Below are 25,447 nucleotides of genomic sequence, written 5' to 3'. Positions count from 1 at the left end.
GTCGTTCGTGGCGCTAAGATGGGCGCGCGACCGGAGATCCGCAACTTGACAGGTGCCAGAAACGTATACGATATTCTATTTCATTCGATGTTTGACGAATGACTCGCGGCGGCGGTGCGTCGGCGATTTTCGCGCGGCCTTCCCGTCGGCAAGCCTCGTTCAACGCCTTACCGTGGTGGAACATGCCTACTCCGGAATTCCCTCAGCCGGCGCTCATCGGTTATGTCGCCCCGCTCGGTGCGAAAGCGGGAGAGCGGCTCGAGTTCAAGATTTCATCGATCGGCGACCGCGACGTTACGGCAAAGGTCGTGAGGCTGGATTGCTGCGACCCCAATCCGGTCGGCCAAGGCATGAAGAGCGAAGACGTGGAATTCGGCTTGACGCCGCGCTATGCCGCCAAGGAGCAGAAGGCCCATCTGGGCTCCTGCGCGATCGGGCCCATCCCGCCGATCCCGGAAGCGCGGGACCTGACGGTGGAGCTTGTCGTCAGGCCGACATTCCTCTGTTCCGCCGACCAGACCGTGTTCTCGCTTCAGGACTCCGACGACGCGAAAGGCGTCGCCCTGGTCCTCAATGGCGGAGCGCTGTTCCTCGAAACGCGGCGGCCGCACCCCACCCGTGTCGCGCTGGATCTCGCTCTCGACCTGAATGAATGGTCGAGGCTGGAGGTCAACTTCGGTGACGAGGGCGTCTTCGCCCGTGTCTGTGTCGTGGGAGTCCAGAAGAATTCGCAATGGTTCGCGGCGCCGGAGGGGCTCCGGGATCTCCTCGGTGAGGTGGATCGCATCTGTTTCGCGGCGGGCTGGAACGGTCATCCGTACGCGTGCTTCAACGGCTCGATCGAAGCGCCGCGTCTGGTATGCCGGTCGCGGAAGGGAGCAGGCTCCGATACTCGCGAACTTGCACGCTGGCGGTTCAGCGGCCCCGGCGACGGCGAGTGGGTGGCGGACGAGATCGACCCCTCGCGCCGCCTCACCTTGATCAATATGCCGATGCGCGCGGTTCGCTCATCCGGCTGGACCGGCCGCAACATGGACTGGAAAACCGCACCCGATGAATATGCCGCCATCGCCTTTCATTCGGACGATCTGAGCGACTGCAAGTGGGAAACCACCATCGCCGTCGACGTGCCGGCGGGAGTGCCATCGGGCGTCTACGGTCTCGCGATCGACAACGAGGTCGGCGCGGACACGATCCCGTTCTATGTGGGTCCCAACCCTGCCTTGCCCCGGCAGAGGATCGTCTTTCTGGCGCCCACCTTCACCTACATGGCCTATGCCAACCATGCGCGCGGCAATTTTGCCGGTGCGCTGGAGGCGCGGGTGAAAGAGTGGGGAGCCTATCCCCATAACCCGGATGTCGTCGGTACCTACGGCTATTCGACCTATAACCGCCACCCGGACGGATCGGGCATAACGCTGTCGTCCCGGCTGCGCCCGATCATGACGATGCGCCCCGGCTATCTGGTCTATCACGACGAGAAGGGTTCCGGCATGCGCGGCTTCCCGGCGGATTCCCATCTCACGGACTGGCTGAGAGCCAAAGGTTTTGGGTTCGACGTCCTGACCGACGAAGATCTGGACCGCGAGGGTGTGGCGGCTCTTACCCCTTATGACGTCGTTCTGACGGGCACCCACCCTGAATATCATACGCGCCGGACGATCGAGGCTCTCATCTCCTACAGGGAGGGGGGCGGCAGGCTGATGTACCTCGGCGGCAACGGCTTCTACTGGAAGATCGGCCGCGATCCGCGTCAGCCCCACCTCATCGAGATCCGCCGGGCGGAGGGAGGCGGCAGGACCTGGGCCAGCCAGCCGGGCGAATATTACAATCAGCTCGATGGCGAATATGGCGGGCTCTGGCGTCGAAACGGCATCCCCCCGCAAAAGGTCGCCGGCGTCGGGTTCACGGCGGAAGGCGCATTCGAGGGCACCTACTACCTCCGCACCGAAGGGTCGTTCCGACCGGAGCTGGCGTTTCTGTTCGAGGGCATTCCGCCCGATCAGAGAATAGGTGATTTCGGCCTTTCAGGCGGCGGTGCTGCCGGCTTCGAGATCGACCAGGCCAGCCCGGATCTTGGGACGCCGGATTTCGTCACCGTGGTTGCCGCGTCTGAAGGCCATGGGCCGAGCTTCGAAACGAGCTTTGAAGAATTGCTGCTTCCCGGCGTCTTCGACGGCGGTCCGCGACCTTACGGCGGCATCCGATCAAACATCGTCTACGGCCTCGCCGGGAATGGCGGAGGTTTGTTTTCGGTCGGCTCCATCACGTTTTGCGGCAGCCTGTCTCATGACGGCTACGAGAACAACGTGTCCCGCCTTCTGGAAAACTGCCTCCGCAAATTTCTCGAAACAGCGCCCGATGTCGACACCGACCCAGCTGTTCCGCGGTGATCAACCCCAGGTCCAATTAGCGATGACAGGAATGACCGCCGAGCACGCTGAGATCCGTGTGGATTTCCACGCTCTGAAATCGCTTCTGAGCGATATTTTCTCCCGCTATGGAACATCGCCTTCAACCGCCGATATTCTCGCCGCCAACTGCGCCGGCTGCGAGCGCGACGGTGCGATCAGTCACGGCATATTCCGCATTCCCGGCTATGTGGCATCGCTGAGAACGGGGTGGGTCGATGGCACGGCGGTCCCGGACATCGTCGGCGTCAGCCCTTCCTTCATTCGCGTGGACGCCCGGAACGGATTTGCCCAGCCGGCCCTGGCAGCCGCCGCGAGGGCGATCGACGGCGCCGTGGAGAGCACAGGGGTCGCCATCGTTGCCACGCGCAACTCCCATCATTTCAGCGCGCTGTGGCCTGATGTCGAACCGTTTGCGCGCCGGGGCCTTGTGGCGATCAGCTTCGTGAACGGCCTCGCCAATGTCGTGCCGCATGGCGGTCGATCGCCCGTCTACGGCACGAACCCCATGGCGTTTGCGACGCCGGTCGCCGGTGCCGAACCGCTCGTGGTGGATCAGGCGACAAGTGTGATGGCCAATGGCGAAGTCAGGCTCCATGCCCTGGCGAACACTCCCCTTCCTCCCGGCACGGGAGTGGACAGCGACGGCAACCCTTCCACGGATCCCCACGCGGTTCTGGCCGGCGGGGCGTTGAACGCCTTTGGCGGCTACAAGGGATCCTCCATCGCACTCATGGTCGAGCTGATGGCGGGGGCCCTGACCGGTGGGCAGCTCTCGTTCGAAAACGATTTCGGCGATTGCGTCGGAGCCCAGACGCCAAAAGCCGGGCAATTGCTGATCGTCATCGATCCCCGGCGCGGAGGAAATTCGCAGTTCGCGCAGCGTGTCGCGCTGTTGTGTGGCCGGCTTCTCGACGCCGGGCAGGAACGTCTGCCCGGCGAGCGCAGGTACAGGAACCGAGCCAATGCAGAGCGCTTCGGCGTTCCGATTTCGGAAGAGAAGCTTTTTCATCTGAAGGCCCTAGCGGCAAACGGCACGTGACCACGCCAGCACTTCGCATTCCGTTTCAGACAGTCCGTTTCGGGAGGGCACTGTGAACGCCGTTTCGCATGACAAGGGCCGACTGGCTCTTCATCGATCCCTGACCTCTTCGCAGGTCGATCAGTTGGTAGGCCTCTTTCAAGCAGAGTGGTGGACCAAGGGGCGCACCAAAACGGATGTCGAGAAGATCCTGCAATCCGGCGGGCCCATCTTCGCCTTCATCGATCCGCATTGCGACGACCTCGTCGCGTTCGCCCGCGTCCTGAGCGACGGTGTTTACAAGGCGATGATCTTCGACATCATCGTCAAAAGCACATGGCGCAATACGGGGCTGGGCGGTCTGCTGATGGAGACCGTGATGAACGATCCCGCCATCGTCCACATCAAGCACCGCGAGCTGTACTGCCTGGAGGAAATGATACCCTTCTATGCCAAGTGGGGCTTCACGGCATTGCTGCCCGGTCTTCATTTCATGCGAAAGGCTTCTTTGTGAAGGGCTTGATGGGTACACGCTTCGGGCTGATGTCGGCTTTCGGACGGACGCCCAACGACCGCTTCTGGCGCACCGAGACAGTGACTCGTCGCCGTTCAAGGTCGACCCACGACAGGGCATCATTCGGATGTCAAAGGCAGCGACAGCAAATCAAAAATGTGGGGTGAAATGGCGACATCACGTCAGCGATGACGCTAAAAGCGATGCAAAACCAAGTGGTTGCTAAAATAGGCTGGCGGAGAGGGTGGGATTCGAACCCACGGTACGCTTGCACGCACAACGGTTTTCGAGACCGTCCCGATCGACCACTCCGGCACCTCTCCGCGCACGGGACGCGACGGCGGCCGCCGCGTCGTGGAGCGCAGGCTCAATAACCGAGGAGTCGGTCGGGCACAAGACCCGTGCCGACACGAAGTGGACCGCCCGTCGGCAATCCACGCCGTTCAGCGGCGCGAGGCTGAACTGCAGAGCCAGGCGAGCGCGGCGCCGGCAATACCGGCGGCAAGGATCAGCGCGACCGGATGCCGGCCGGCATGGTGCGTCAACTCCCGCATGCCGCGCCCATAGGCCGAGCGGCCGAGCTCGAACGCGTCGTCGGCGAGATGGACCGCCTGCCCGCGTGCGCGCTGGCCGACCGCCACCGCGTCGTCATAGAGCTCGTCGAATTGCGCCGCGGACTGACGACGGGCGCCGCCGGCGACGCTGCGCAGCCGGCCGCCGACTTCATCCGCCAGATCGCGGGCCGCACCGGTGATCCGATTCCTGTTCATCTCGTCCTCGCTGTTTCGACAGCCAAAACCGTACCGGGCTGTCATCCGGCCGGATAACGCCGCAGCGCGTCGAAGGTTCAGGCGGCAGGGCGACCGATGCTGCCCGCTCGCTCTTTTCCGGTCGCGGCAGCCGGTGGAAAACCTTGACTCGCTCCGCCCGAGCCCCTATAGGCGCTGCCTTGGCGCGAAGTGGGTTCGTGCCATGATCCGTAGCCGACCGAAAGAAGCCGGTCACGTGCCTGATGGCGCGCAGTCCGGGCTCGAACGAAAGGACATAACATGTTCGCGGTCATCAAGACGGGTGGCAAGCAGTATCGCGTTGTCGCCAATGAAGTCATTACCCTCGGCAAGATCGAAGCCGAGGACGGCGCGACCGTCACCTTCCCGGTGCTGATGCTCGGTGGCGATGCCCCGAAGGTCGGCGCTCCGCTGGTCGAGGGTGCTTCCGTCACCGCCGAAGTGGTCAAGCAGACCCGTGGCGACAAGGTCATTGCGTTCAAGAAGCGCCGCCGGCAGAATTCGCGCCGCAAGATCGGCCACCGGCAGGACTTCACCGTGGTCCGTATCACCGCCATCACTGGCGCCTGAGACCGCAAGCAGGATTTAGGAGAGCACCATGGCTCATAAAAAAGCAGGCGGTTCCTCGCGCAACGGTCGTGATTCGGCCGGCCGTCGTCTCGGCGTGAAGAAGTTCGGTGGCGAAGCCGTCATCTCGGGCAACATTATTCTGCGTCAGCGCGGCACCAAGTGGCATCCCGGCACCAATGTCGGCATGGGCAAGGACCATACCCTTTTCGCCCTCGTCGAAGGCCGCGTCGAGTTCCGCAATAAAGCCAATGACCGAACCTACGTATCCGTGATTCCGGCCGCCGAGGCCGCCGAATAAAGCCGGTGAGATTTCCTGAAATCCCACCGGTCTCGCCCGACCGGTAGGATTTCTGGAGCCACTGTCAACGCTCCGGGTGCCCGAAGGGGAGGCGAGGAAGACCGCCTCCCCTTCGTCGTTCCACGCACCAGGAGCCAGCCATGACCATCGTCGAAGCGACCCTCGGGTCCGCCCTTGCCGAGAGCAGTACCGCCGTCCTCGAGACCGGCCGCCTCTTCCTGCGCGCCCCGCGAATCGAGGACATGGCCTGGATCGCCGAGCTCGCCGACAACCGGCGCATCGCCGAGATGACGTCGAACATTCCGCATCCCTACGGGATGGCGGATGCCGCGGCCTTCGTCGCCAACCTGCTGGTCGGGCCGGATTGCGCGACCTTCGCGATGTTCATGAAGAATGACGGCTCCAACCCGCTCGGCCCGCCGATCCCGATCGGCATGTGCGGCTTTTCCCCGCGCGACGAGGCGGTGCCGGAGATCGGCTATTGGGTGGGCGAGCCCTATTGGGGTTTCGGCTATGCCACGGAGGCGACGCGGGCGCTGCTCGACCACGCCTTCGAGGACCTCAACCTGCCGGCGCTCAACGCGGCGGCGCGCGTGGTCAATCCGTCCTCGCGGCGGGTGCTTGAGAAGTGCGGCTTCCAGTGGACGGGCGTGGGACTGACGCGGGTGCGCGCGATCGGTGCCTCGGTTCCCGTCGACCGGTTCCGCCTCGAAAAGCGGCTATGGGCCTCGCTGCGGTCCTGGGGCGCTACCGCCTCGGCGACCCGGCACGTGCAAATAACGCATTGAGCGCGCCGCAATCGCGGTCGTGATTTGCTATGATGACATCCTCCCCGCTCCGGTTCGCCGGAGCGGGGAGACTCGTTCCGAACCGCGCTGATCCGCCGAGCTGACACGTCATGAAATTCCTCGACCAGGCCAAGATCTATGTCCGCTCCGGCGATGGCGGCGCGGGCTGCCTGTCGTTCCGGCGGGAGAAGTTCATCGAATTCGGCGGCCCGGACGGCGGCGATGGCGGACGCGGCGGCGACGTCTGGATCGAATGCGTCGATGGCCTCAACACGCTGATCGACTACCGCTTCCAGCAGCACTTCAAGGCCAAGAAGGGCGGCTACGGCATGGGCAAGAACCGCGCCGGCGGCAAGGGCGACGACGTGGTGCTGAAGGTTCCCGCCGGCACCGAGGTGCTGGACGAGGAGGGCGAGACCGTGATCGCCGACCTCACCGAGGTCGGCCAGAAGATCCGCTTCCTCAAGGGCGGCAATGGCGGCTTCGGCAACGCGCATTTCCAGACCTCCACCAACCAGGCGCCGCGCCGGGCCAATCCCGGCCAGGAGGGCGAGGAGCGGTGGATCTGGCTGCGGCTGAAGCTCATTGCCGATGCCGGCCTGGTCGGCCTGCCCAATGCCGGCAAGTCGACCTTCCTCGCCGCCACCACCGCCGCCAAGCCGAAGATCGCCGACTATCCCTTTACCACCCTGCATCCCGGCCTCGGCGTGGTGCGGGTGGACGGGCGCGAATTCGTGCTCGCCGACATTCCCGGCCTCATCGAGGGCGCGCATGAGGGCGTCGGCATCGGCGACCGTTTCCTCGCCCATATCGAGCGCTGCCGCGTGCTGCTGCACCTCGTCGACGGCACCAGCGAGCATGCCGGCAAGACCTACAAGACCGTGCGCAAGGAGCTGGAGCTCTACGGCGCCGGGCTGGAGGACAAGCCGGAGATCGTCGCCCTGTCCAAGGCCGACGCGCTCGATCCCGACCAGCTGAAGCAGCAGGTCGCCCGCCTGCAGCGCGCCGCCCGCAAGAAGCCGCTGGTGCTTTCCGCCTCGACGGGGGAGGGCGTGACGCAGGCGCTGCGTGCGCTCGCCCACATCATCGACGAGAGCCGGGGCGAGGACGAGGCGCAGGAGGTTCAGGAAGCGTGGCGACCGTGACGCCGTCTCGCCGCCTGACTGCCTGAGCATCCATCTTCCCCCGATTCCACGAGCGTCATCCTCGGCGTAGGTGCGGCGAGCTGCCATCGAGCGCGGTCTCGCATCGGGAGCGTGCTGATCCGGTTTCTGCCCGTGTGCCGCCGACTGGGGAACGGTTCGGGTGGCGAGGGTGGGAGCCGGATGGCGGGAAGACGGCAGGCATGCTTTGGCCTATAAGCCCGTCCTTTCATCGCCCGCCTGCGAGACCGCCAATGTCCGCCGATTCGAACCCCGCCGCCTCGACCACCGCAACCCCTTCCGCCGCCGGCCTGACGGGCGTGCCGCAGATCGCCTCCTTCCGCCGCATCGTGGTGAAGGTCGGCTCCGCGCTGCTGGTCGATAGCGCCCGCGGCCAGCTGCGCCATGCCTGGCTCGCCGCGCTGGCCGAGGATGTCGGTGCGCTGCACCGGGTTGGCAAGGAGGTGCTGGTGGTGTCCTCCGGCGCCATCGCGCTGGGCCGCAACCTGCTCAAGATGCCCAAGCGCCCGCTGAAGCTGGAGGAGAGCCAGGCGGCCGCCGCCATCGGCCAGATCGCGCTGGCCCGCGCCTGGTCGGAAGCGCTGGCGCATGAGGGCGTCACCGCCGGGCAGATCCTGCTCACGCTCGGCGATACCGAGGAGCGCCGCCGCTACCTCAACGCCCGCTCGACGCTGCACAAGCTCTTGGAGCTCAAGGCCGTTCCGGTGATCAATGAGAACGACACCGTCGCCACCTCGGAGATCCGCTACGGCGACAATGACCGGTTGGCGGCCCGCGTCGCCGGCATGGCGAGCGCCGATCTCTTGATCCTGCTCTCCGACATTGACGGCCTCTACACCGCCCCGCCCAATGACGACCCGAACGCGCAGCTGATCCCGGTGGTGCCGCGCATCACCGCCGAGGTGGAGGCGATGGCGGGCGGCGCCGGTACCGAATTGTCGCGCGGCGGCATGAAGACCAAGATCGAGGCCGGCAAGATCGCCACCACGGCGGGCGCGCATATGGTGATCGGCTCGGGCAAGGTGAAGAACCCGATCCGCGCCATCGAGCACGGTGCGCGCTGCACCTGGTTCCTCGCCCCGGCCAATCCGGTGGCGTCGCGCAAGCGCTGGATCGCCGGCTCGCTGGAGCCGCGCGGCGTGCTGCATCTCGACGCCGGAGCGGTGGCGGCGCTGCGGCGCGGCTCTTCGCTGCTACCAGCGGGGGTGAAGAAGGTCGAGGGCGAGTTCACCCGCGGCGACGCGGTGGTGCTGCGCGGCCCTGACGGCGCCGAGATCGGCCGCGGGCTGGTGGCCTATGACCACGACCACGCGGAACGGATCAAGGGGCGGTCATCCGACGAGATCGTCGGGATCACCGGGTTCGAGGGCAGGTCCGCGATGGTGCACCGGGATGATCTGGTGCTGGGTGGAGGGTGAGCGGCGTCTCTATTTTTCTAATTTTAGAATGTATTGATCCGCATGTGCCGGTTCTTTCGTAGGGGCGTCTTTGTCAATCTTAGCAGAGTTTGCCAAAATCAACTTGGCCCTTTTGAGGGCTGTTAGATATATCTCAATTTTCTGCTTCAGCTCCTGCGGAGATAATGAATTATAATCACCGCGGTGCCAAACTTCCGGCGCCCTGATGCCGTGTTCATTCTTCGGAAAACAAATAAATTCACCGTCCGAATTCTGAAAGTCAGTCAACGAAAATACGGTGTCTTCTACAATAGTCATCAAAAGTCGCCTTTGGAATGTGTCCAAAGGCATTGTGCTCCAGCCAAACAGAAATAGCGGCTTAAGCTGCCCGCCTTCCGCTATTATAAGCAGCGGTTTGACAGGGATTTGGATGGTCCGACTGACAGGGAACGGATGAACAAATTGGTCGTATGAAGGGCTTCCTGAGTATTTTCGTCCTTGGTCATAATCATAAAATGCGGAAACCAATTTGGCTACGTGAGAGCGACTTTTCGGAGGTCCTTTCGACATCGCCGCTATCATTGCGGTTTCCCGGTCGAGGCCAAAAATTATCCTATCCCGGACAATGGGTGAAGCGGCCACATAGGTCGTTTGTGGTATTGCCCTTACAAAGCTTACCAGTGCCTTAGTTGTCTTGACCTCATCTGCGTAATTGTAACGAACCCAGTTGTGGACGTAAGGCGGTCTTTCAAGCTTCGTAACGGACATTTATTAACCCTCTAATGCCGCGTCTGCTCCTTAAAGTACGCACTTATCTGCTCGTCGGAAATTCGCATTCCCGGGTTTGAGTCGCCGTCGTGATTATACACTTGATCCCATGGGCCGCCACTTGCGTGAGATAGTTCAACCAACCTGTATGTGGATATGCGGGTATAATGTTCGATCAGCGGGGATATGAATGCCTCATCACTTGCATCAATGTTCGGTGTACATTCTTCAAGTCTGGCAGTGATGGGTGAGCGTCGATGTGCTCGAGATGTTATGGGATCGCTGCCGTGTTGTTTGAATTCGTGATATATTTCTCTGAATACTGGACCGTAATCCCAAGCTTCAATCTTTGCCGAAACCAAAGGTTTATTATTTTTGGCTAAATACCATCCATGGATAAAATATATAATCTTATTAATATCTATGTTCGTGATTTTCTTTTCACGTTTTTCAACAAAATCCAAAATGAAATTTGCAATCTCTCGAACATCATAAGGCATGATCGCCTCCCAAAAAAACGTACCCTCTTTGTTCTGCTCAATCAATAGCGGCGAAACTCTAAAATTTCGTGGCGATCCGATCGTGGCCCCTCTCCCCATTGTGACTCCACCACCCAACCGATCCCCCTATCCTCCCCGGCATGAACCGCCGCACTCTCCTGCTCGCCGCCCCGTTCCTGCTCCTCACCCCACGCTCCGCCCCGGCGCAGCCTGCACCCACGTCGCCCGCCCCATCCCCCTTCACCCCCGCCCTCGATGCCGCCGCCGCGCTGACCCCATTGCGCACGGTCCACATCGCGCACGACAGCTGGCTTGCCGACGCCCGCGCCTATAACGGCGCCCGGCTCGATGCCCCCGCGAACATCAAGTCCGCCTCGAAATCGGTGATGTCGGCCCTCGTCGGCGTCGCCATTGACAAGGGCGTGCTGGAAGGCGTCAACCAACCCGTCGCGCCGTTGCTCGTCCGCGACTTGCCGGCCCATCCCGATCCGCGCCTCGCCCGAGTCACCGTCGGCAACCTCCTCTCCATGCAGGCCGGGCTGGCCCGCACCTCCGGGCCGAATTACGGACGCTGGATCGCCTCCGGTAATTGGGTGCGCGCGGCGCTCGCAGAGCCGTTCGAGGCCGAGCCCGGCGGGCCGATGCTGTATTCCACCGGCTCGACGCATCTTCTCTCCGCCATCCTCACCCGCGCCACCGGCCGCCCGACACTGGCGCTGGCGCGCGACTGGCTCGGCCCGGTGGAGGGCTTCGCCATCGCCTCCTGGGACCGCGACCCGCAGGGCATCTATTTCGGCGGCAACCAGATGGCGATGCGCCCCACCTCGTTGCTGGCCTTCGGCGAACTCTACCGGCGCGGCGGCGTGACGGTGGACGGCACCCGCATCCTGCCGCAGGCCTGGATCGACGAGAGCTGGCGCGTGCGCACCCAGTCGCGCTTCACCGGCGACGGCTACGGCTATGGCTGGTTCCGCCGCACGCTCGGCGGCGCGGATGTCGCCTATGGCTGGGGCTATGGCGGGCAGATGCTCTATGTGGTGCCCGAGCGCGGCCTCACCCTCGCCATGACCTCGGCCACCGACGCGCCCGCCGGCCGTTCCGGTCATCGCGACGACCTGCACGCGCTGGCGAGCGCGCTCATCGAAGCTGTCGGCCCGGGTTGAACCGTGGTTCAATCCGCTTGCGGTTCGGCGGGGTATGAAACCGGATTTATTTCGCCGCTGTTCAATCCGCGCTTAATCCGCGTGCATGCACGGGCGAAAATCTGCTGAAAACAGCGCCACCGGCGGTTGACCTTCCGGTCGGGAGCGCGGTCGCGCCCCGGCGCGGCGCGGCGAATCGCGGCCGCTCCGACCTGTGGCATGCTTCCTGCTGATCCCCTCGCATCAGTCCGCCAGAAAGGCGGCCCAGAGCGAGGACAAGGACGTGACGAAGCAGACCGACCTTCGCAACTCGACGAACCTGACCCTTCTGGCCGCGCGAGGGTTCACGCGCCGCACCCTGCTCAAGGGCGCGCTCGGCGCCGGCGCGGTGGCCGCTTCCGGCCCGTGGCTGGTGCGCGATGCCTTCTCCTCGTCCGGCGAGCTCAGCCTGCTCAACTGGGACGACGAACTGCCCAACCCGGTGATCCCGAACTTCGAAAAGAAGACCGGCATCAAGGTGAAGACCACCCCGTTCTCGCAGAACGAGGAGCAGATCAACAAGCTGCAGGCCACCGCCGGCGAGGGCTTCGACCTGTGCGAGCCCACCCGCGACCGTGCCCCGCAGTTCAAGGAGCTCGACGTCCTCGCGCCGTTCGACACCAACAAGCTGCATCTCGACAACCTGCTGCCCTCGATGCTGGAAGCTTCCACCAGCGTGTGGACCTGGGACGGCAAGCTCTACCACGTGCCGCATTGCTGGGGCTCGGAGGCAATCTCCTGGCGCACCGACCTCGCGCCCGGCCTGACCTATGACAAGCTCAGCTACGGCACGCTGTGGGCGCCGGAGTTCAAGGGCAAGATGCAGGGCCGCCCCCACTCGCTGCTGCTCGGCATCGGCTTGTGGATGGACGCCAACGGCAAGCTCCCGTCCAACCGCATGCTCGATGCGTTCAAGGACGAGGAGACGATGAAGAAGATCTACGACGTCATCCTCGCCTACGCGATCGAGAACAAGGCGCAGGTGAAGCAGTTCTGGGATTCCTCGGACAACACCAAGTCCGGCTTCATGGAGAATGGCTGCACCATCGGCCAGACCTGGGACGGCCCGCCGCTGTCGCTGAAGAAGCAGGGCAAGCCGGTCACCTATATGGCGCCGCAGGAAGGCGCGATCACCTGGGTCGACGGCTGGGCGATCACCAAGGGCGCCAAGAACATCGACCAGGCCTATGAGTGGCTGAACTACATCCACTCGCCGGAAGTCTCGGCGCAGGTGGCGGATGGCTCGGGCTACAACCCGGTGGTCAAGGGCGCCGACGCCTTCCTGTCCGAGGCCGCCAAGAAGAACTTCTCCGAGGCCTATCCGGGCGACGCGCTCTCCAAGCTGTGGAGCCGCCCGCCGGAGCCGTCGTGGTACGCCGAGCTGCGCACCCAGTACGCCGAGAAGTTCAAGGCGGCCTGATCGCGCGACGATCCCGCCGGAGCCGGCTCGCCGGCTCCGGTCCGTTGCTCTCCCGGGCCGGTTCGCCGGCCCGGGTCCGCGCGCGGGGCGACCGTCCGCCCGCGTTCCCGCCGCCATGTCCCGCGATCTGGCGGCCAGTCGACAAGCAACCGGAGACCCTATGGCCGCAGCCGTGGAGCTCGAGGGCGTCAATGTGACGTTCGGAGATTTCGTCGCCGTCCGTGATGCCAACCTCACCATCGAGGCCGGGGAGTTCTTCTCCTTTCTCGGCCCGTCCGGATGCGGCAAGACCACGCTTTTGCGTACCATTTCCGGCTTCATCGAGCCGACGCGCGGGCAGGTGCGCATCGGCGGCCGGGACATGGTCGGCATCGGTCCCAACAAGCGGCCCACCGCGCTGATCTTCCAGAACCTCGCGCTGTTCCCGATGATGAGCGTGGCCGACAATATCGGCTACGGCCTCCGGGTGCGCGGCGTGCCCAAGCATGAGCGCGACGAGAAGGTGAAGAACCTGCTCATCCAGGTCGCGCTCAGCGAGCACGGCCACAAGAAGGTGTCGGAGCTGTCCGGCGGCCAGAAGCAGCGCGTCGCCATCGCCCGGGCGCTTGCCGTCGAGCCCTCGGTCCTGCTCCTCGACGAGCCGCTGTCGGCGCTCGACCTCAAGCTGCGCCAGCACATGCGCGCCGAGCTGCGTGCCATCCAGAAGCGGGTGGGCATCACCTTCATCTACATCACCCACGACCAGGGCGAGGCGCTGACCATGTCGGATCGCATCGCGGTGATGAATGCCGGGGTGATCGAGCAGGTCGGCAATGGCCGCTCCGTCTATGCCGAGCCGCGCACGCCCTTCGTCGCCGCCTTCGTCGGCGAGAACAACCAGATCCGCGGCCGGGTCACCGCCGTCGCCGACGGCATGGCAACGCTGGACACGCCGCTCGGCACGCTTTCCGGGCGCAACCCGGTCGGGCTGAAGGCCGGCGAGGAGGCGCTGCTGTTCGTCCGGCCGGAGGTGCTGTCGCTGGTGCCCACGGGCACGCCGAACGGCTCGACGGTCGGCTTCGACGGCGAGGCGCTCGACGTCGCCTATGAGGGCAGCGTCACCCACGTGACGCTCCGGGTCCGCACCGGCCAGAAGATCACCGCCACGGTCGGCGGCGGCGTGGTGCCGGTGAGCGGCGAGACGCTGCATATCGGCTTCAAGCCGCAGGACGGCCTGCTGCTCGCCCGCCCGGCGAGCCATTGAGGGGAGGGCGGCATGGGAGCGACCGGCGGCCTCACCCTCGTCTTCGGGCTACCGCTGGCGGTAGCGCTGTTCTTCTTCGGGCTCGCCGCCTATGAGCGGCGCATGGGCCTCGCCAACGGCCCGGGCTTCTTCCAGCGTAACGGGCTCGCGGTCGGGCTCTATCTGGTGCTGGCGGTCGGCTTCTGGGTGTTCTTCGTCATCGTGCTTCCGCAGTTCTCGATGGTGGACATGTCGTTTCGCCCGAAACTGCCGCCTTCGCAGATGGGCGGGCCGAAGGACGTGTTCACACTGGAGAACTACCGCTACTTCCTGTTCGGCTCGACCACCTCGACGTCGAGCTGGAACTGGATCCACATCAAGGCCTTCTTGCTCACCATCGGGGTGAGCATCGCCATCACCCTGTTCAACTTCGCCCTTTGCTACCCGATCGCCTTCCACATGGCGCAGTCGGCGGGGGCGGCGCGGCTGCGCATCCTGCTGCTGCTGCTGATCATCCCCTATTGGGTGAACGAGATCCTGCGCGCCTTCGCCTTCCGCGTGCTGCTGTCCTCCGGCGGCATCATCAACAAGCTGCTGCTGGGGGCGGGCGTGATCGGCGAGCCGATCGATTTCCTCGGCGCCGATGTCGGCCTCTATATGGGCCTCTCCTACGCCTATCTGCTGATGATGGTGTTCCCGCTCTACAGCGCCATCGAGAGCCTCGACAAGAACCAGATCGAGGCGGCGCGGGACCTCGGCGCGCCGTGGTGGCACATCCACCTCTTCGTGGTGATGCCGCATGCCAAGCCGGGCATCGCCTCGGGCTGCACGCTGGTGTTCATGCTGTGCGCCGGCGCGCTCGCCGCGCCGCTGGTGCTGGCCGGTCCGCGCACGCTGTGGTTCACGCCCATCGTCTATGACCGCTTCTACCAGGCGTTCAACTGGCCGCAGGGCGCGGCCTATGCCTTCATCCTGCTAGTGACCTGCGTCGTCTTCGTGCTGCTGGTGCTGAAGATGTTCCGGCTGAGCCTTGGAGAAATCACGCGATGACATCCGGGCCGCTCCAGCGCATCCTGTTCGCCGTCTATATCGCGGTGTTCTTCCTCTATCTGCTCGGCCCGCTCATGGTGATGGGCGTCTCGGCCTTCAACACCCCGCAATACCCGCAGGTCTGGCCGATCGAGGGGCTGACCCTCGACTGGTTCTCCCAACTCTTCGCCGATCAGGACATGATGTACGGGCTGCGGACCAGCCTGTGGATCGGCGTGCTGGTGGTCGCCATCTCCGTGCCGATCGGGCTCGCCGGCGCCATCGTGATGACGCAGATCCAGCCGCGGGTGCGCTCGGCCTATTACCTCGTCGTGGTGTCGCCGGTGCTGACGCCGGGCATCATCATCGGCATCTCCACCGTGGTGTTCTGGCGCGAATTCACCACGCTGACCGGCACGAAGTTCCTCTATGACGGCATCATCCTCACGGTGATCGGCCAGTCGAGCTTCATTTCCGCCTATTGCATGCTGATCATCCTCGCCCGGCTGCAGCGCTTCGACCAGGCGCAGCAGGAGGCGGCGCTCGATCTCGGCGCCTCCTATCCGCAGGTGTTCCGCCACATATTGCTGCCCTTCCTGCAGCCGGCGCTGTTCTCGGCGGCGGTGCTCGCCTTCCTGTCCTCCTTCGAGAACTACAACACCACCACCTTCGCCATCCTATCGGAGAAGACGCTCACCACCGTGCTCGCCGGACGGGTGCGGCAGGGCTCCACCCCGGCGATCAGCGCGCTGGCGGTGATCATCGTCGGGGTGACGATCGTCGGCGCCATCGCCTATGAGCTGTGGAAGCGTCGGGCCGACGCGGCCGCCGAGCGCCGCCTGCGCGCCGCCCAGGCCGCCGAGGAAAGCGAGCTCAGCGGCGCCGCTGCGCCCATGGCGGCCTGATCGCGCGTCGGCGTGCCGGGTGCCTCCTTCGGGCGGGCCGCATCGGGGCGTCCGCTTGCCCCGCACACGCGGGATCGACGTCGGCGGTTGCGAGGCGGCAGGCCTAGGACGGCAGATCTGCGACGGTCGATCACTTGCGATTAGATCGCATACGATTATTTTAGGGGTGGGCGCCATCGCGCCGAGAGGACACCCGCCATGAAGGGACATGCTGATGAGGCCGCCGCGCGGACGGCGCTGGCCACCACGGAGCTCAACGCTGCCGGGTCGTGTGCCGGCGAGGCCGGTCTCGACGACTTCCTCTGCTTCGCGGTCTATTCCGCCAATCACGCCTTCAATCGCGCCTACTTGCCGCTGCTCGACGCACTGGGCCTGACCTATACGCAATATCTGGTCATGGTCAGCCTGTGGCGCGCCGACGGGCAGACGGTGGGCGACCTTGCGGGCCATCTCGCGCTCGAATCCAGCACGCTGACGCCGCTGATCAAGCGGCTGGAGGCACAGGGCCTGGTTAAGCGGCGGCGCAGCGTCGCCGACGCCCGGCAGGTTCACGTCCATCTCACCGACGAGGGGCAGGCGTTGCGGGCGAAGGGCGCGGCGGTGCCGGCCGCCATCGCCGCCGCCACCGGGCTCGACCGCCCCTCGGTGGAACGGATGCGTGCCGACATCGCCCGCCTGCGCGCGGCGCTCCAGCGCTGAGCGCGGCACGGGAGACGGGACGGTCGGCCGCTGCTATGACCCGCGGTGGTAAAACCGCTTGCATGAGTCGCCACCCATGGACGCCGTGCCGATCGAGATCGACATCCGCCTGCGCGACCTGCGCAATTTCTTCGCCACGCCGGATATCGATCCCTTCGCCGGCGAGAGCATTGACGAATCCGGCATCGACCGGCTGATCGATCTGGTGACGGCCGAGCGTCGCTGGCGTCGCCGGCCGGTGCGGCTGCGGCTGCATGTGGCGCCGACGCCGGGCAATGCCGAGCTCGCGCCGCGCCTTCCCGAGGCGCTGGCGCGCTATTGCGACACCAATCGTGACTATGCCGAGCGCAAATTGCGCGAGACCCGGCGCGAGGGGCTGCGCACGCTGGCGGTCGGCGTGGTGTTCCTCGCTCTGTGCATCGGCGTCGCGACCTTGATCAGCAGCTCGGCGCTGGACGACATGCTGGTCGGCGAATTGCTGAGCGAGGGCGCGATTATCGCCGGCTGGGTCGGGCTGTGGCGGCCGATCGAGATCCTGCTGTTCGACTGGTGGCCCTATGCCCGCGACCGCGTGCTCTACACGCGGCTGCGCGGGCTCGAGATCACTGTGCTGCCGTCTGAAGCGGTGCGCTGAACGCTCCGGCGGCCGAGCCGCCGAGCCAGCGGTCGAGGAAGCTGTCCAGCCACAGCCGCACTCGCCCGTCATGCTGCAGCCGGTCGGTGAAATGGGCGCTGCGCGGGCGCGCGCCGGGCAGCGAGAGCCGCTCATTGCCGCGTATCGTCCACCGGCACATCATGTGGTGCGTCACTTCCGGGTGGAACTGCAGGCCATAGGCCGCCGGCCCGTAGCGGAACGCCTGGTTGGGAAAGGCGTCGCCGGAGGCCAGCAATTCAGCGCCGCGCGCCAGCTCGAAGCCCTCGCGGTGCCAATGATAGACATGGTTGGGCCATTCGTCGGGGGCGGTCGTGGCGGCGTCGCCCGCCTCGTCGCGGCCGTCGTCGAGCAGCGCGCGCCCGGCGGGGGTTGGGCGCAGCGGATAATAGCCGATCTCCACCAGCCCCTCGGGATGCGGCGCCACGCGGGCGCCGAGGTGGCGGGCCAGCATCTGCGCGCCCAGGCAGATGCCGAGATAGGGCTTGGCTTCCTTCAGCGCGACGCCGATCCAGTCGATCTCGGCGCGCACATAGTCGTGGCAGTCATTGGCGCTCTGCGGGCCGCCGAAGACGACGGCGCCGGCATGGCGGGCCAGCGTGGTGGGCAGGGGATCGCCGAGGCAGGGGCGCCGCACATCCAGCCGGTATCCGCGCTCGACCAGCAGCCGGCCGACGCGGCCGGGCGAGGAATGTTCCTGGTGCAGGACGATCAGGACGTCGGAGGCGAGTTGCTGACCCATGCTTTTCGTCGTCGGCGCGAATCCGCAACGCTGCGCTGCGGCATATGTCAGCCATCACGACATGATTTTCGAGCGGTTTCAAGGCGCGGCGGCATGAAAACCCAGCGCCGGTCCGTGATTTGGCGCCGTGAGTGCGCGATATGGGAACCATGCCGGCGCCGTGCGGCCGGCGTTCACGCCTCGTCGAAGGTCTCGCGGATACGCTTGCGGATCTCCACCCGGTCGCGTGAGGAGATGTTCAGCAGCTCGGCGGCGCGCCAGACGAGGTTGTCCTCGAATTCGGTCAGCCCGCCATCGGCATAGGCGACCTCGAACATCATCTCGATCACCCGCTTGCGGCCTTCCTCGTCCATCGCCCGGTTGAGCACGCTGGTGAAGGCGTAGAGATCCACCGCCTCGGCGTCGCGGGCGATGGCGGCCTCGAGCAGATGCTCGGCCTCCTCCGGCTTCAGGCTGAAGCGGAAGGCGAGGATGTGCCGCAGCTTCTCCATCTCCGCATCGCCGATGATCCCGTCGATGGTCACCACATGCACCAGCAGCGCGGCGGCGGCGAGACGATAATCGTTCTCGGCGAACTCCGGCTCGCGGACGCCGCCGGCGATCTCGGCGATGAAATCGGTCAAACTGCGCAGCATGCCGGCGCAAGGCTCCAGCGGCGAGGTTCCAGGAACCCCGTTCGATCGAGGGACATTTGGGTGCGGCGAGGCCGGTAGCCAACCTCGCATTTTGCGTATCGGAATTGCCGGGGCGGTGCAATCTTCCCCGGGCGGCGTCCGGTCGATCCTCGCGCGAACGTGCAGCCGTGCCACACCTTGAGCGTGCGGAACGAAAAAAGCCCGACGAGGTCGAGGAACCCGCCGGGCGCAGTCTTCGGTATCTCCGGTGGCCGGAGCGGGCCTGAGCCCTGCGAGGATGTGGCTGTGTCGCCTATTCGAGATAGGTGGCGTAGCGCGACACATGTCCGGCGAGGCCGAGCGCATGGTTGCGCACCAGCACCTCGGCGGTGTCGGTCTCGCGCGCCTCCAGCGCCTGGATGATGGCCAAATGGTCCTGGATGGAGCGATCGGCGCGGTCTTCCTCGACGATGGTCTTGCGGCGGATCATCCGCATATGGGTGAACAGGTTCTCGGCGAGATTGACGAGGATGCCATTGCCGCCCATGGCGATGATCGCCTGGTGAAACTGGATGTTCACCTCGGAATATTCATCGAGCTTGGCGTGTGGTGTGCCGTCCTCGAAGGTGGCGAACATGGCGCGCAGCGTGGCGATCTCCTCGTCGCTGGCGTTCTGGGTGATCAGCCGGGCGGCCAGGCTCTCCAGCGCCGCCCAGACCTGGATCATCTCGATGACCTCGCGCTTGGTCTTGCGCACCACATAGATGCCGCGGCGCGGCACCGAGTGGACGAAGCCCTCGCGCTCCAGTTGCGCCATCGCCTCGCGCACCGGGGTACGGCTCACCCCCAGGCTCTGGGCCAGCTGGCGCTCGTCGAGGCGGACCTCGTGCGGCTGATCGTAGATGTTGAGCGAGACGATGACGTCCTTCAGCGCGGCATAGGCGCGGTTCTTGAAGGTGGAGGTGTCCTCGAGGGGCGCCACCGCGAGCTTGGCGGCGCCTGTGCCGACGCGCTGGATGCTGGTTTCGATGCTCATCGTCCGGCTCGCCTGCGCAACTGAGATGCCGACATGGCGGTGGTGTTGGCGGTGGTCATTGGCGTTGCCCTCCCAATCCCCTGAAGCGTGGTGTGGTCCGCAGGCCGGGCCGGCCGCCTTGTCGGCGTGTCACGGCGGGATGCGGTCGATCCGGTTCCGGCGGATCGAAAGCCCGCCGCGCGGTGGGCGCGGCGGGCCGTGTTGTGGTGCCCGAGGCTCAGGCGGGCTGCGGCGAGCGCAGCCGGCTGAGCAGGTTGGAGATCATCGGGTACAGGGCGGCGACCAGGCCGAGGCCCATGATGGTCGACACCAGCGGGTTGGACCAGAAGATCCCGATCGAACCGCCGGAGGCGAGCAGCGACTGGCGGAAGGCTTCCTCGGCGCTGTCGCCCAGCACGATGGCCAGAACCAGCGGTGCCAACGGGTAGTTGGTCTTCTTCAGCACGTAGCCGAGCACGCCGAACACCAGCATCATCACCACGTCGAACACGTTGTTGTTCACCGTGTAGGCACCGATGGCGCAGATCACCAGGATCACCGGGGCGATGATCGAGAAGGGGATGCGCAGGATGGCGGCGAACAGCGGCACCGTGGTGAGCACGACGATCAGGCCGACGACGTTGCCGAGATACATCGAGGCGATCAGGCCCCAGACGAAGTCCTTCTGCTCGACGAACAGCATCGGGCCGGGCTGGAGGCCCCAGATCAGCAGGCCGCCGAGCAGCACCGCGGCGGTCGGCGATCCCGGCACGCCCAGCGCCAGCATCGGCAGCAGGGCCGAGGTGCCGGCGGCGTGCGCGGCGGTCTCGGGGGCGACAACGCCCTCGATCTCGCCATTGCCGAAGTTCTTGCCGTTCTTCGACACGCGCTTGGCGATGCCATAGGCCATGAAGGAGGCCGGGGTGGCGCCCGCCGGGGTGATGCCCATCCAGCAGCCGATGATGCAGGAGCGGATGGAGGTCGCCCAGTAGCGCGGCAGGCTCGCCCAGGTCCGCAGCACGACCTTGGCGTCGATCTTCGCCGACTTGCCGCGGAATTCGAGGCCTTCCTCCATGGTCAGCAGGATTTCGCCGATGCCGAACAGGCCGATGACGGCGATGAGGAAGTCGAAGCCGTTCAGCAGTTCCTCGGAGCCGAAGGTGAGGCGCAACTGGCCGGTCACCATGTCGAGGCCGACGGCGGCGAGCGCGAAGCCGATCATCATCGACACGATGGTCTTGGCCGGCGGCTCCTTGCTCATGCCGACGAAGGAGCAGAAGGCGAGGAAGTACACCGCGAACTTCTCTGCCGGCCCGAAGCGCAGCGCGAAGGCGGCGACCAGCGGGGCGACGAGGGTGATCATCAGGATGGCGACGAAGGCGCCGACGAAGGAGGAGGTGAAGGCCGCGGTCAGTGCCTCGCCCGCCTTGCCTTGCCGGGCCATCGGATGGCCGTCGAAGGTGGTGGCCACCGACCAGGGTTCGCCCGGTATGTTGAACAGCACCGAGGTGATGGCGCCGCCGAACAGCGCACCCCAGTAGATGCACGACAAAAGGATGATCGCCGAGGTGGGCGACATGGAGAAGGTGAGCGGCAGCAGGATGGCGACGCCGTTCGCGCCGCCGAGGCCGGGCAGCACGCCGATGATGACGCCGAGCAGGATGCCGACCACCATCAGGAGGATGTTGAACGGATCGCCGGCGACAGCGAAGCCGTGCCAGAGATTGACGAAATTGTCGAACATGAGCGCTTTCCCCTGGGAGCTCGCCCGCGCGTGCTCCCGTTCCGGTTTATGGTGGCGTCACAGCCCGAGCAGGGCTTCGACCGGACCTTTTGGCAGTGGGATGAGGAACCACTTTTCGAAGACGAGGTAGAAGGCGGCCGGCACGCCGATGGCGATGGCGGCGGTCAGCGGCCAGCTGTACTTGCCCAGCCACTTCATGAAGACCGCGATCAGCAGGATCGAGGGGAGATAGATGCCGAGCGGTTCCACCATCAGGCAGTAGATTGTGGTGGGAACGAGCACCTTCAGCACCTGGCGGAGCTGGCTCCATTCGGCGAACAGGTCGGCGGGGTTTTCCCGCAGTCCCTGCGCCAGGTTGATGAGGCTGCAGACGCAGATGGCAATGCCGACATAGAAGGGGAAGAAGCCGGCCTGCGGGCCGTCGGCGCCCCAGCCGAAGCCGACGAGGTAGCTGCCATAGACGACGATCAGGCCGAACAGCAGGGTCAGCAGGGCGACGCCGATCTCGGCGTTGCGCTGCGTGGGGCCCGTGCCGGTGCCGTGGGATGTTTCGCTCATGATGGGTTCCGCGCTCCTGTCACGATCCAGCCGTCCGGCGGGATCACTCCCGCCGGTGCCGGATCGACGCATTCTCGATTGACGCGATGTTCTGTGCGCCGGGCCGGCGAAGCTGCCCGGGGTCGCCGGTTCGTCGCGGCGACGGGGGCAGGGATGCTGGCAAGCGGCCTTGTTAGCCGGCGATGCTCCCGCCCGAGGCGCCGGGCGCGGGGCGGGAGCTCGCGGGATCAGTTGGCGGCGGCGATGAAGCCGGCTTCCTGCATCAGGCCCTTATGGGTCGCCTCGGCCTTGGTCAGCCAGTCCTTGAATTCGGGGCCGGCCATGAAGGTCTGGTTGAAGGCGCCGTCCTTCATCAGCTGCTGCCATTCAGGGGTCTCGCGGACCTTCTTGAACAGGTCAACGAAATAGGCGACCTGCTCCTCGGAAACGCCCGGCGGCATGAAGATGCCGCGCAGCATCACATATTCCACGTCGAGGCCGGCCGACTTGCAGGTCGGGATCGAGGACCAGGACAGGTCGCCGAGGATCTTGTCGGTGTAGGGCAGCTGCTTGCCATCGAACACGCAGAGCGGGCGCACCTTGTCGCCGCGCCACTGGGAGACCGCCTCGATCGGGTTGTTCACCGTCGAGTTGACGTGGCCGCCGACCAGCTGCACCGCGACTTCGCCGCCGCCCTTGTAGGGAATGTAGGTCATCTTCTTGCCGAGCGCCTTCTCGATGGCGACGGTGATGATCTGGTCTTCCTGCTTGGAGCCGGTGCCGCCCATCTTGAAGGTGCCGTCCGGCGCCGCCTTGATCGCGGCCTCGTATTCCTGCGCGGTCTTGTAGGGATCCTGGGCGTTCACCCACAGCACGAATTCGTCGAGCGCCAGCATCGCCACCGGCGTCATGTCCTTCCAGTTGAAGGGAATGCCGGTCGCCAGCGGGGTGGTGAACAGGTTGGACAGGGTGATGACGATCTTGTGCGGATTGGCCTTGGAGTTCTTGACGTCCAGGAAGCCTTCGCCGCCGGCGCCGCCGGACTTGTTGATCACGATCAGCTGGGTCGGCATCAGCTCGTGCTTGGCGATGATGCCCTGCAGCGTGCGGGCCATCTGGTCGGCGCCGCCGCCGGTGCCGGCCGGGACGATGAACTCGACGGGCTTGGTCGGCTTCCACTCCGCCGCCGCCGGCAGTATCGACATCGCGGCCAGGCCGAGCGCGGTCAGCGTCCCGAGGCCGAGAGCATGGAAGTTCTTCATTTGGCGTTCCTTCCCACGGGGTTTGGTCTCTTGCCGTTCCATTCTTGTCGGCATTCTTGCTTGCTGATTTTTACTTGGCTCCGTGCATCTTCGGGCTATCGACGACTTTGGCGAGAGGTCGAAACCAGCGGTGCGCAGCGCATCGACAGCCGGCTGTTTTCCTTATGCTCTGGGGCGGTCTGTCTGTGGAATAAGTTGTACCAAGATGACTGTAATGCCAAGAGATAATTCTAAAGTTGCATGGTGCGACGCAAGGTAAGAGGGAATTACATATCCAATATTCAGGCATCTGGTATGCCAATTCTGGTATACGTAATAATTCATATTTTGTTCTGGAATATCTTATTAAGTAACCCGTTGCGCAGGCACGTGTTTCATCCGTCTCCCTTGAGGCACGTTTCCGCAGCGGCGGCACAGCGCGACACGGGTCGGCGGGAAAGGTTGTTTTTCGAACATGCCCGCCTTCCTTTGCTGAAGCCTTGTTTCCGCCCGATTGTGGGCACAATCCCGCCGTTCCTATTGCGACGCAGCAACTTTTTTCCGAAGCGTTCCAACCTTTGCCGCGTCGCCGCTTGTCACTGCCCTGCGTTGGCCGCGTGGCAGCATGGCGCCCGGTGGCGATAGCGTCGCCGGGCGGAATCGTTTTTGCTACGAGTGGTGTACAGAGCCGGCTGCGTGGCGCCGCATCCGGATGAACGTTGAGGGAGAGTCCATTTCATGACCAGTCGCGTGATTCCCGTGGCGCCTTTCGTCATTGCCGTGTTTGGCGCCACCGGCGACCTGTCGCGCCGCAAATTGCTGCCGGCGCTGTTCCACCGCGATATTGACGGCCAGCTGCCGGACGACGCGGCGATCGTCGGCGTGTCGCGCCGTCCGCTCAGCGACGAGGATTTCCGCGCCTTCGCGCTGCAGGCGCTCAACGACCATATCCCGGCCGCCGAACTGGCCCCCGAGCTGGTGGAGCGCTTCCTCGCCCGTATCACCTATATCTCCGCCGATGCCGGGCGCGAGGAGGGCTGGGACAAGCTCGCCGAACACATGAAGGCGGCGGGCGAGCGCATCAAGGTCTATTACCTCGCCACCGCGCCGGAGCTGTTCGGGCCGATCTGCGAGAAGCTCGGCAAATTCGGCCTCGCCGAGGACGGGCGGGTGGTGATCGAGAAGCCGATCGGCAAGAACCTCGCCTCGGCACTGGCGTTGAACGCCGAGATCGGCCGCATCTTCCCGGAAGACCGCGTCTACCGCATCGACCACTATCTCGGTAAGGAGACGGTGCAGAACCTGATGGCGCTGCGCTTCGCCAACGCGCTGTTCGAGCCGTTGTGGAACAGCGCCCATATCGACCATGTGCAGATCACCGTGGCCGAGGCGCTCGGCGTTGAGGAGCGTGCCGGCTATTACGACACCGCCGGCGCCATGCGCGACATGGTGCAGAACCACATCCTGCAGCTGCTGTGCCTCGTCGCCATGGAGCCGCCTTCCTCGCTCGATGCCGACGCGGTGCGCGACGAGAAGCTCAAGGTGCTGCGCGCGCTCAAGCCCGTCGACGACCAGAACGCCGGCACCCTCACCGTGCGCGGCCAGTATCGCGCCGGCGCCTCGGCGGGCGGCGCGGTGCCGGGCTATCTGGAGGAACTGGGCTCCACCCGCAGCCAGACCGAGACCTTCGTGGCGCTCAAGGCCGAGGTCAGCAACTGGCGCTGGGCCGGGGTGCCGTTCTATCTGCGCACCGGCAAGCGCCTCGCCTCGCGCGTCTCGGAGATCGTGGTCCAGTTCAAGCCGGTGCCGCATTCGGTGTTCGACGCCAATGTCGGCCCCATCGAATCCAACCGGCTGGTCATCCGCCTGCAGCCGGACGAGGGCGTGAAGCTGTGGCTGATGATCAAGGATCCCGGCCCGGGCGGCATCCGACTCACCCATGTGCCGCTCGACATGAGCTTCGCCAAGGCGTTCAAGGTGCGCAACCCCGACGCCTATGAGCGCCTGATCCTCGACGTGGTGCGCGGCAACCAGACGCTGTTCATGCGCCGCGACGAGGTGCAGGCGGCGTGGGAATGGGTGGACCCCATCCTGGAGGCCTGGCGCAACGCCAAGGAGCCGCCGCGGCCCTATACCGCCGGCACCTGGGGTCCGTCGGCCGCCATCGCGCTGATCGAGCGCGACGGCCGCACCTGGCTGGAGGACGGCGCGTGAGCGCCGCTCTCCCC

The 25,447-nt window shown here is 65.2% G+C and carries 25 protein-coding genes and 1 tRNA gene; 16 read left to right on the top strand and 10 right to left on the bottom strand.

Annotated elements, in window-relative coordinates:
• The first annotated feature begins 182 nt into the window (after positions 1-182).
• From LGR54_RS00230 to LGR54_RS00220, 3 genes are read left to right on the top strand one after another with little or no spacing between them, the layout of a single operon-like run.
• Entirely contained in the window at positions 183-2,393 is a 2,211-nt protein-coding gene (locus LGR54_RS00230; RefSeq protein WP_230359987.1) for a N,N-dimethylformamidase beta subunit family domain-containing protein, read from the top strand.
• On the top strand, positions 2,362-3,453 hold the full coding sequence (locus LGR54_RS00225; protein ID WP_230359986.1) for an Ldh family oxidoreductase: 1,092 nt from the start codon (positions 2,362-2,364) through the stop codon (positions 3,451-3,453). The genes LGR54_RS00230 and LGR54_RS00225 overlap by 32 nt, the downstream gene beginning before the upstream one ends.
• Positions 3,454-3,505: 52 nt before the next feature.
• Positions 3,506-3,946, top strand: a complete 441-nt coding sequence (locus LGR54_RS00220; RefSeq protein ID WP_230359985.1) for a GNAT family N-acetyltransferase — start codon at positions 3,506-3,508, stop codon at positions 3,944-3,946.
• 233 nt (positions 3,947-4,179) lie between these two features.
• Here the strand turns inward: LGR54_RS00220 and LGR54_RS00215 are convergent.
• Both LGR54_RS00215 and LGR54_RS00210 read right to left on the bottom strand, forming a co-directional pair.
• Positions 4,180-4,269, bottom strand: a tRNA-Ser gene (locus LGR54_RS00215).
• Positions 4,270-4,389: 120 nt separating this feature from the next.
• Positions 4,390-4,716, bottom strand: a complete 327-nt coding sequence (locus LGR54_RS00210) for a hypothetical protein (protein WP_230359984.1) — start codon at positions 4,714-4,716, stop codon at positions 4,390-4,392.
• Between the two features lie 279 nt (positions 4,717-4,995).
• Between LGR54_RS00210 and rplU the strand changes: the two genes are divergently transcribed.
• From rplU to proB, 5 genes are all read left to right on the top strand, one after another.
• Positions 4,996-5,304, top strand: a complete 309-nt coding sequence (gene rplU / locus LGR54_RS00205) for a 50S ribosomal protein L21 (protein ID WP_230359983.1) — start codon at positions 4,996-4,998, stop codon at positions 5,302-5,304.
• A gap of 28 nt (positions 5,305-5,332) precedes the next feature.
• Complete coding sequence (gene rpmA, locus LGR54_RS00200; RefSeq protein WP_213352509.1) at positions 5,333-5,602, top strand: 50S ribosomal protein L27; 270 nt, start codon at positions 5,333-5,335, stop codon at positions 5,600-5,602.
• A gap of 140 nt (positions 5,603-5,742) precedes the next feature.
• Positions 5,743-6,390: a GNAT family N-acetyltransferase gene (locus LGR54_RS00195; protein ID WP_230359982.1), complete on the top strand. Its 648-nt coding sequence runs from the start codon at positions 5,743-5,745 to the stop codon at positions 6,388-6,390.
• 110 nt (positions 6,391-6,500) lie between these two features.
• Positions 6,501-7,535, top strand: coding sequence for a GTPase ObgE (gene obgE / locus LGR54_RS00190; protein ID WP_230359981.1), 1,035 nt, complete (start codon positions 6,501-6,503; stop codon positions 7,533-7,535).
• A gap of 251 nt (positions 7,536-7,786) precedes the next feature.
• Positions 7,787-8,971, top strand: coding sequence for a glutamate 5-kinase (proB, locus tag LGR54_RS00185; protein WP_230359980.1), 1,185 nt, complete (start codon positions 7,787-7,789; stop codon positions 8,969-8,971).
• 9 nt (positions 8,972-8,980) lie between these two features.
• On the opposite strand, the gene LGR54_RS00180 is transcribed toward proB, so the two are convergent.
• Positions 8,981-9,718: a hypothetical protein gene (locus tag LGR54_RS00180; RefSeq protein WP_230359979.1), complete on the bottom strand. Its 738-nt coding sequence runs from the start codon at positions 9,716-9,718 to the stop codon at positions 8,981-8,983.
• Positions 9,719-9,729: 11 nt separating this feature from the next.
• On the bottom strand, positions 9,730-10,218 hold the full coding sequence (locus LGR54_RS00175) for a Panacea domain-containing protein (RefSeq protein WP_230359978.1): 489 nt from the start codon (positions 10,216-10,218) through the stop codon (positions 9,730-9,732).
• 140 nt (positions 10,219-10,358) lie between these two features.
• On the opposite strand from LGR54_RS00175, the gene LGR54_RS00170 reads away from it, so the two are divergent.
• From LGR54_RS00170 to LGR54_RS00140, 7 genes are all read left to right on the top strand, one after another.
• Entirely contained in the window at positions 10,359-11,381 is a 1,023-nt protein-coding gene (locus LGR54_RS00170; protein ID WP_230359977.1) for a serine hydrolase, read from the top strand.
• A gap of 262 nt (positions 11,382-11,643) precedes the next feature.
• Positions 11,644-12,819 carry an extracellular solute-binding protein gene (locus LGR54_RS00165; protein WP_230359976.1) on the top strand — a complete coding sequence of 392 codons (1,176 nt, stop codon included), beginning with the start codon at positions 11,644-11,646 and terminating at the stop codon, positions 12,817-12,819.
• Between the two features lie 160 nt (positions 12,820-12,979).
• On the top strand, positions 12,980-14,062 hold the full coding sequence (locus LGR54_RS00160; protein ID WP_230359975.1) for an ABC transporter ATP-binding protein: 1,083 nt from the start codon (positions 12,980-12,982) through the stop codon (positions 14,060-14,062).
• A 12-nt stretch (positions 14,063-14,074) separates the two neighbouring features.
• Positions 14,075-15,091 carry an ABC transporter permease gene (locus tag LGR54_RS00155; protein WP_230359974.1) on the top strand — a complete coding sequence of 339 codons (1,017 nt, stop codon included), beginning with the start codon at positions 14,075-14,077 and terminating at the stop codon, positions 15,089-15,091.
• The gene (locus tag LGR54_RS00150) at positions 15,088-15,975 is read left to right on the top strand and encodes an ABC transporter permease (RefSeq protein WP_230359973.1); all 888 of its coding nucleotides are present in this window, start codon (positions 15,088-15,090) and stop codon (positions 15,973-15,975) included. Before LGR54_RS00155 ends, LGR54_RS00150 begins: the two co-directional genes overlap by 4 nt.
• A 198-nt stretch (positions 15,976-16,173) precedes the next feature.
• Complete coding sequence (locus LGR54_RS00145) at positions 16,174-16,674, top strand: MarR family winged helix-turn-helix transcriptional regulator (protein ID WP_230359972.1); 501 nt, start codon at positions 16,174-16,176, stop codon at positions 16,672-16,674.
• Positions 16,675-16,750: 76 nt separating this feature from the next.
• Positions 16,751-17,308, top strand: a complete 558-nt coding sequence (locus LGR54_RS00140; protein WP_230359971.1) for a hypothetical protein — start codon at positions 16,751-16,753, stop codon at positions 17,306-17,308.
• Here the strand turns inward: LGR54_RS00140 and LGR54_RS00135 are convergent.
• The 6 genes from LGR54_RS00135 to LGR54_RS00110 all read right to left on the bottom strand — a co-directional run bounded on the left by LGR54_RS00135 (position 17,277) and on the right by LGR54_RS00110 (position 23,240).
• Positions 17,277-18,068, bottom strand: a complete 792-nt coding sequence (locus LGR54_RS00135) for a glutamine amidotransferase (protein ID WP_230359970.1) — start codon at positions 18,066-18,068, stop codon at positions 17,277-17,279. The two genes, LGR54_RS00140 and LGR54_RS00135, sit on opposite strands and share 32 nt — an antisense overlap.
• A gap of 173 nt (positions 18,069-18,241) precedes the next feature.
• Positions 18,242-18,703 (bottom strand): TerB family tellurite resistance protein, encoded by a 462-nt coding sequence (locus LGR54_RS00130; RefSeq protein ID WP_230359969.1) that lies wholly within the window; start codon positions 18,701-18,703, stop codon positions 18,242-18,244.
• Positions 18,704-18,995: 292 nt separating this feature from the next.
• The gene (locus tag LGR54_RS00125; RefSeq protein ID WP_230359968.1) at positions 18,996-19,718 is read right to left on the bottom strand and encodes a GntR family transcriptional regulator; all 723 of its coding nucleotides are present in this window, start codon (positions 19,716-19,718) and stop codon (positions 18,996-18,998) included.
• Positions 19,719-19,935: 217 nt separating this feature from the next.
• A complete protein-coding gene (locus tag LGR54_RS00120) occupies positions 19,936-21,441 on the bottom strand; it encodes a tripartite tricarboxylate transporter permease (protein ID WP_230359967.1) in 1,506 nt (501 codons plus the stop codon).
• Positions 21,442-21,498: 57 nt separating this feature from the next.
• Positions 21,499-21,999 (bottom strand): tripartite tricarboxylate transporter TctB family protein, encoded by a 501-nt coding sequence (locus LGR54_RS00115; protein WP_230359966.1) that lies wholly within the window; start codon positions 21,997-21,999, stop codon positions 21,499-21,501.
• A gap of 227 nt (positions 22,000-22,226) precedes the next feature.
• The gene (locus tag LGR54_RS00110) at positions 22,227-23,240 is read right to left on the bottom strand and encodes a tripartite tricarboxylate transporter substrate binding protein (protein ID WP_230359965.1); all 1,014 of its coding nucleotides are present in this window, start codon (positions 23,238-23,240) and stop codon (positions 22,227-22,229) included.
• 717 nt (positions 23,241-23,957) lie between these two features.
• Between LGR54_RS00110 and zwf the strand changes: the two genes are divergently transcribed.
• Positions 23,958-25,433: a glucose-6-phosphate dehydrogenase gene (zwf, locus tag LGR54_RS00105; protein ID WP_230359964.1), complete on the top strand. Its 1,476-nt coding sequence runs from the start codon at positions 23,958-23,960 to the stop codon at positions 25,431-25,433.
• Positions 25,434-25,447 lie beyond the last annotated feature (14 nt).

Origin of the sequence: Ancylobacter sp. Lp-2 (genome assembly GCF_020523795.1) — a bacterium.
Taxonomy (GTDB): Bacteria; Pseudomonadota; Alphaproteobacteria; order Rhizobiales; family Xanthobacteraceae; genus Ancylobacter.
The sequence above is the reverse complement of the archived record's forward strand: the minus strand, read 5'-3'. Positions and strand labels throughout refer to the sequence as shown.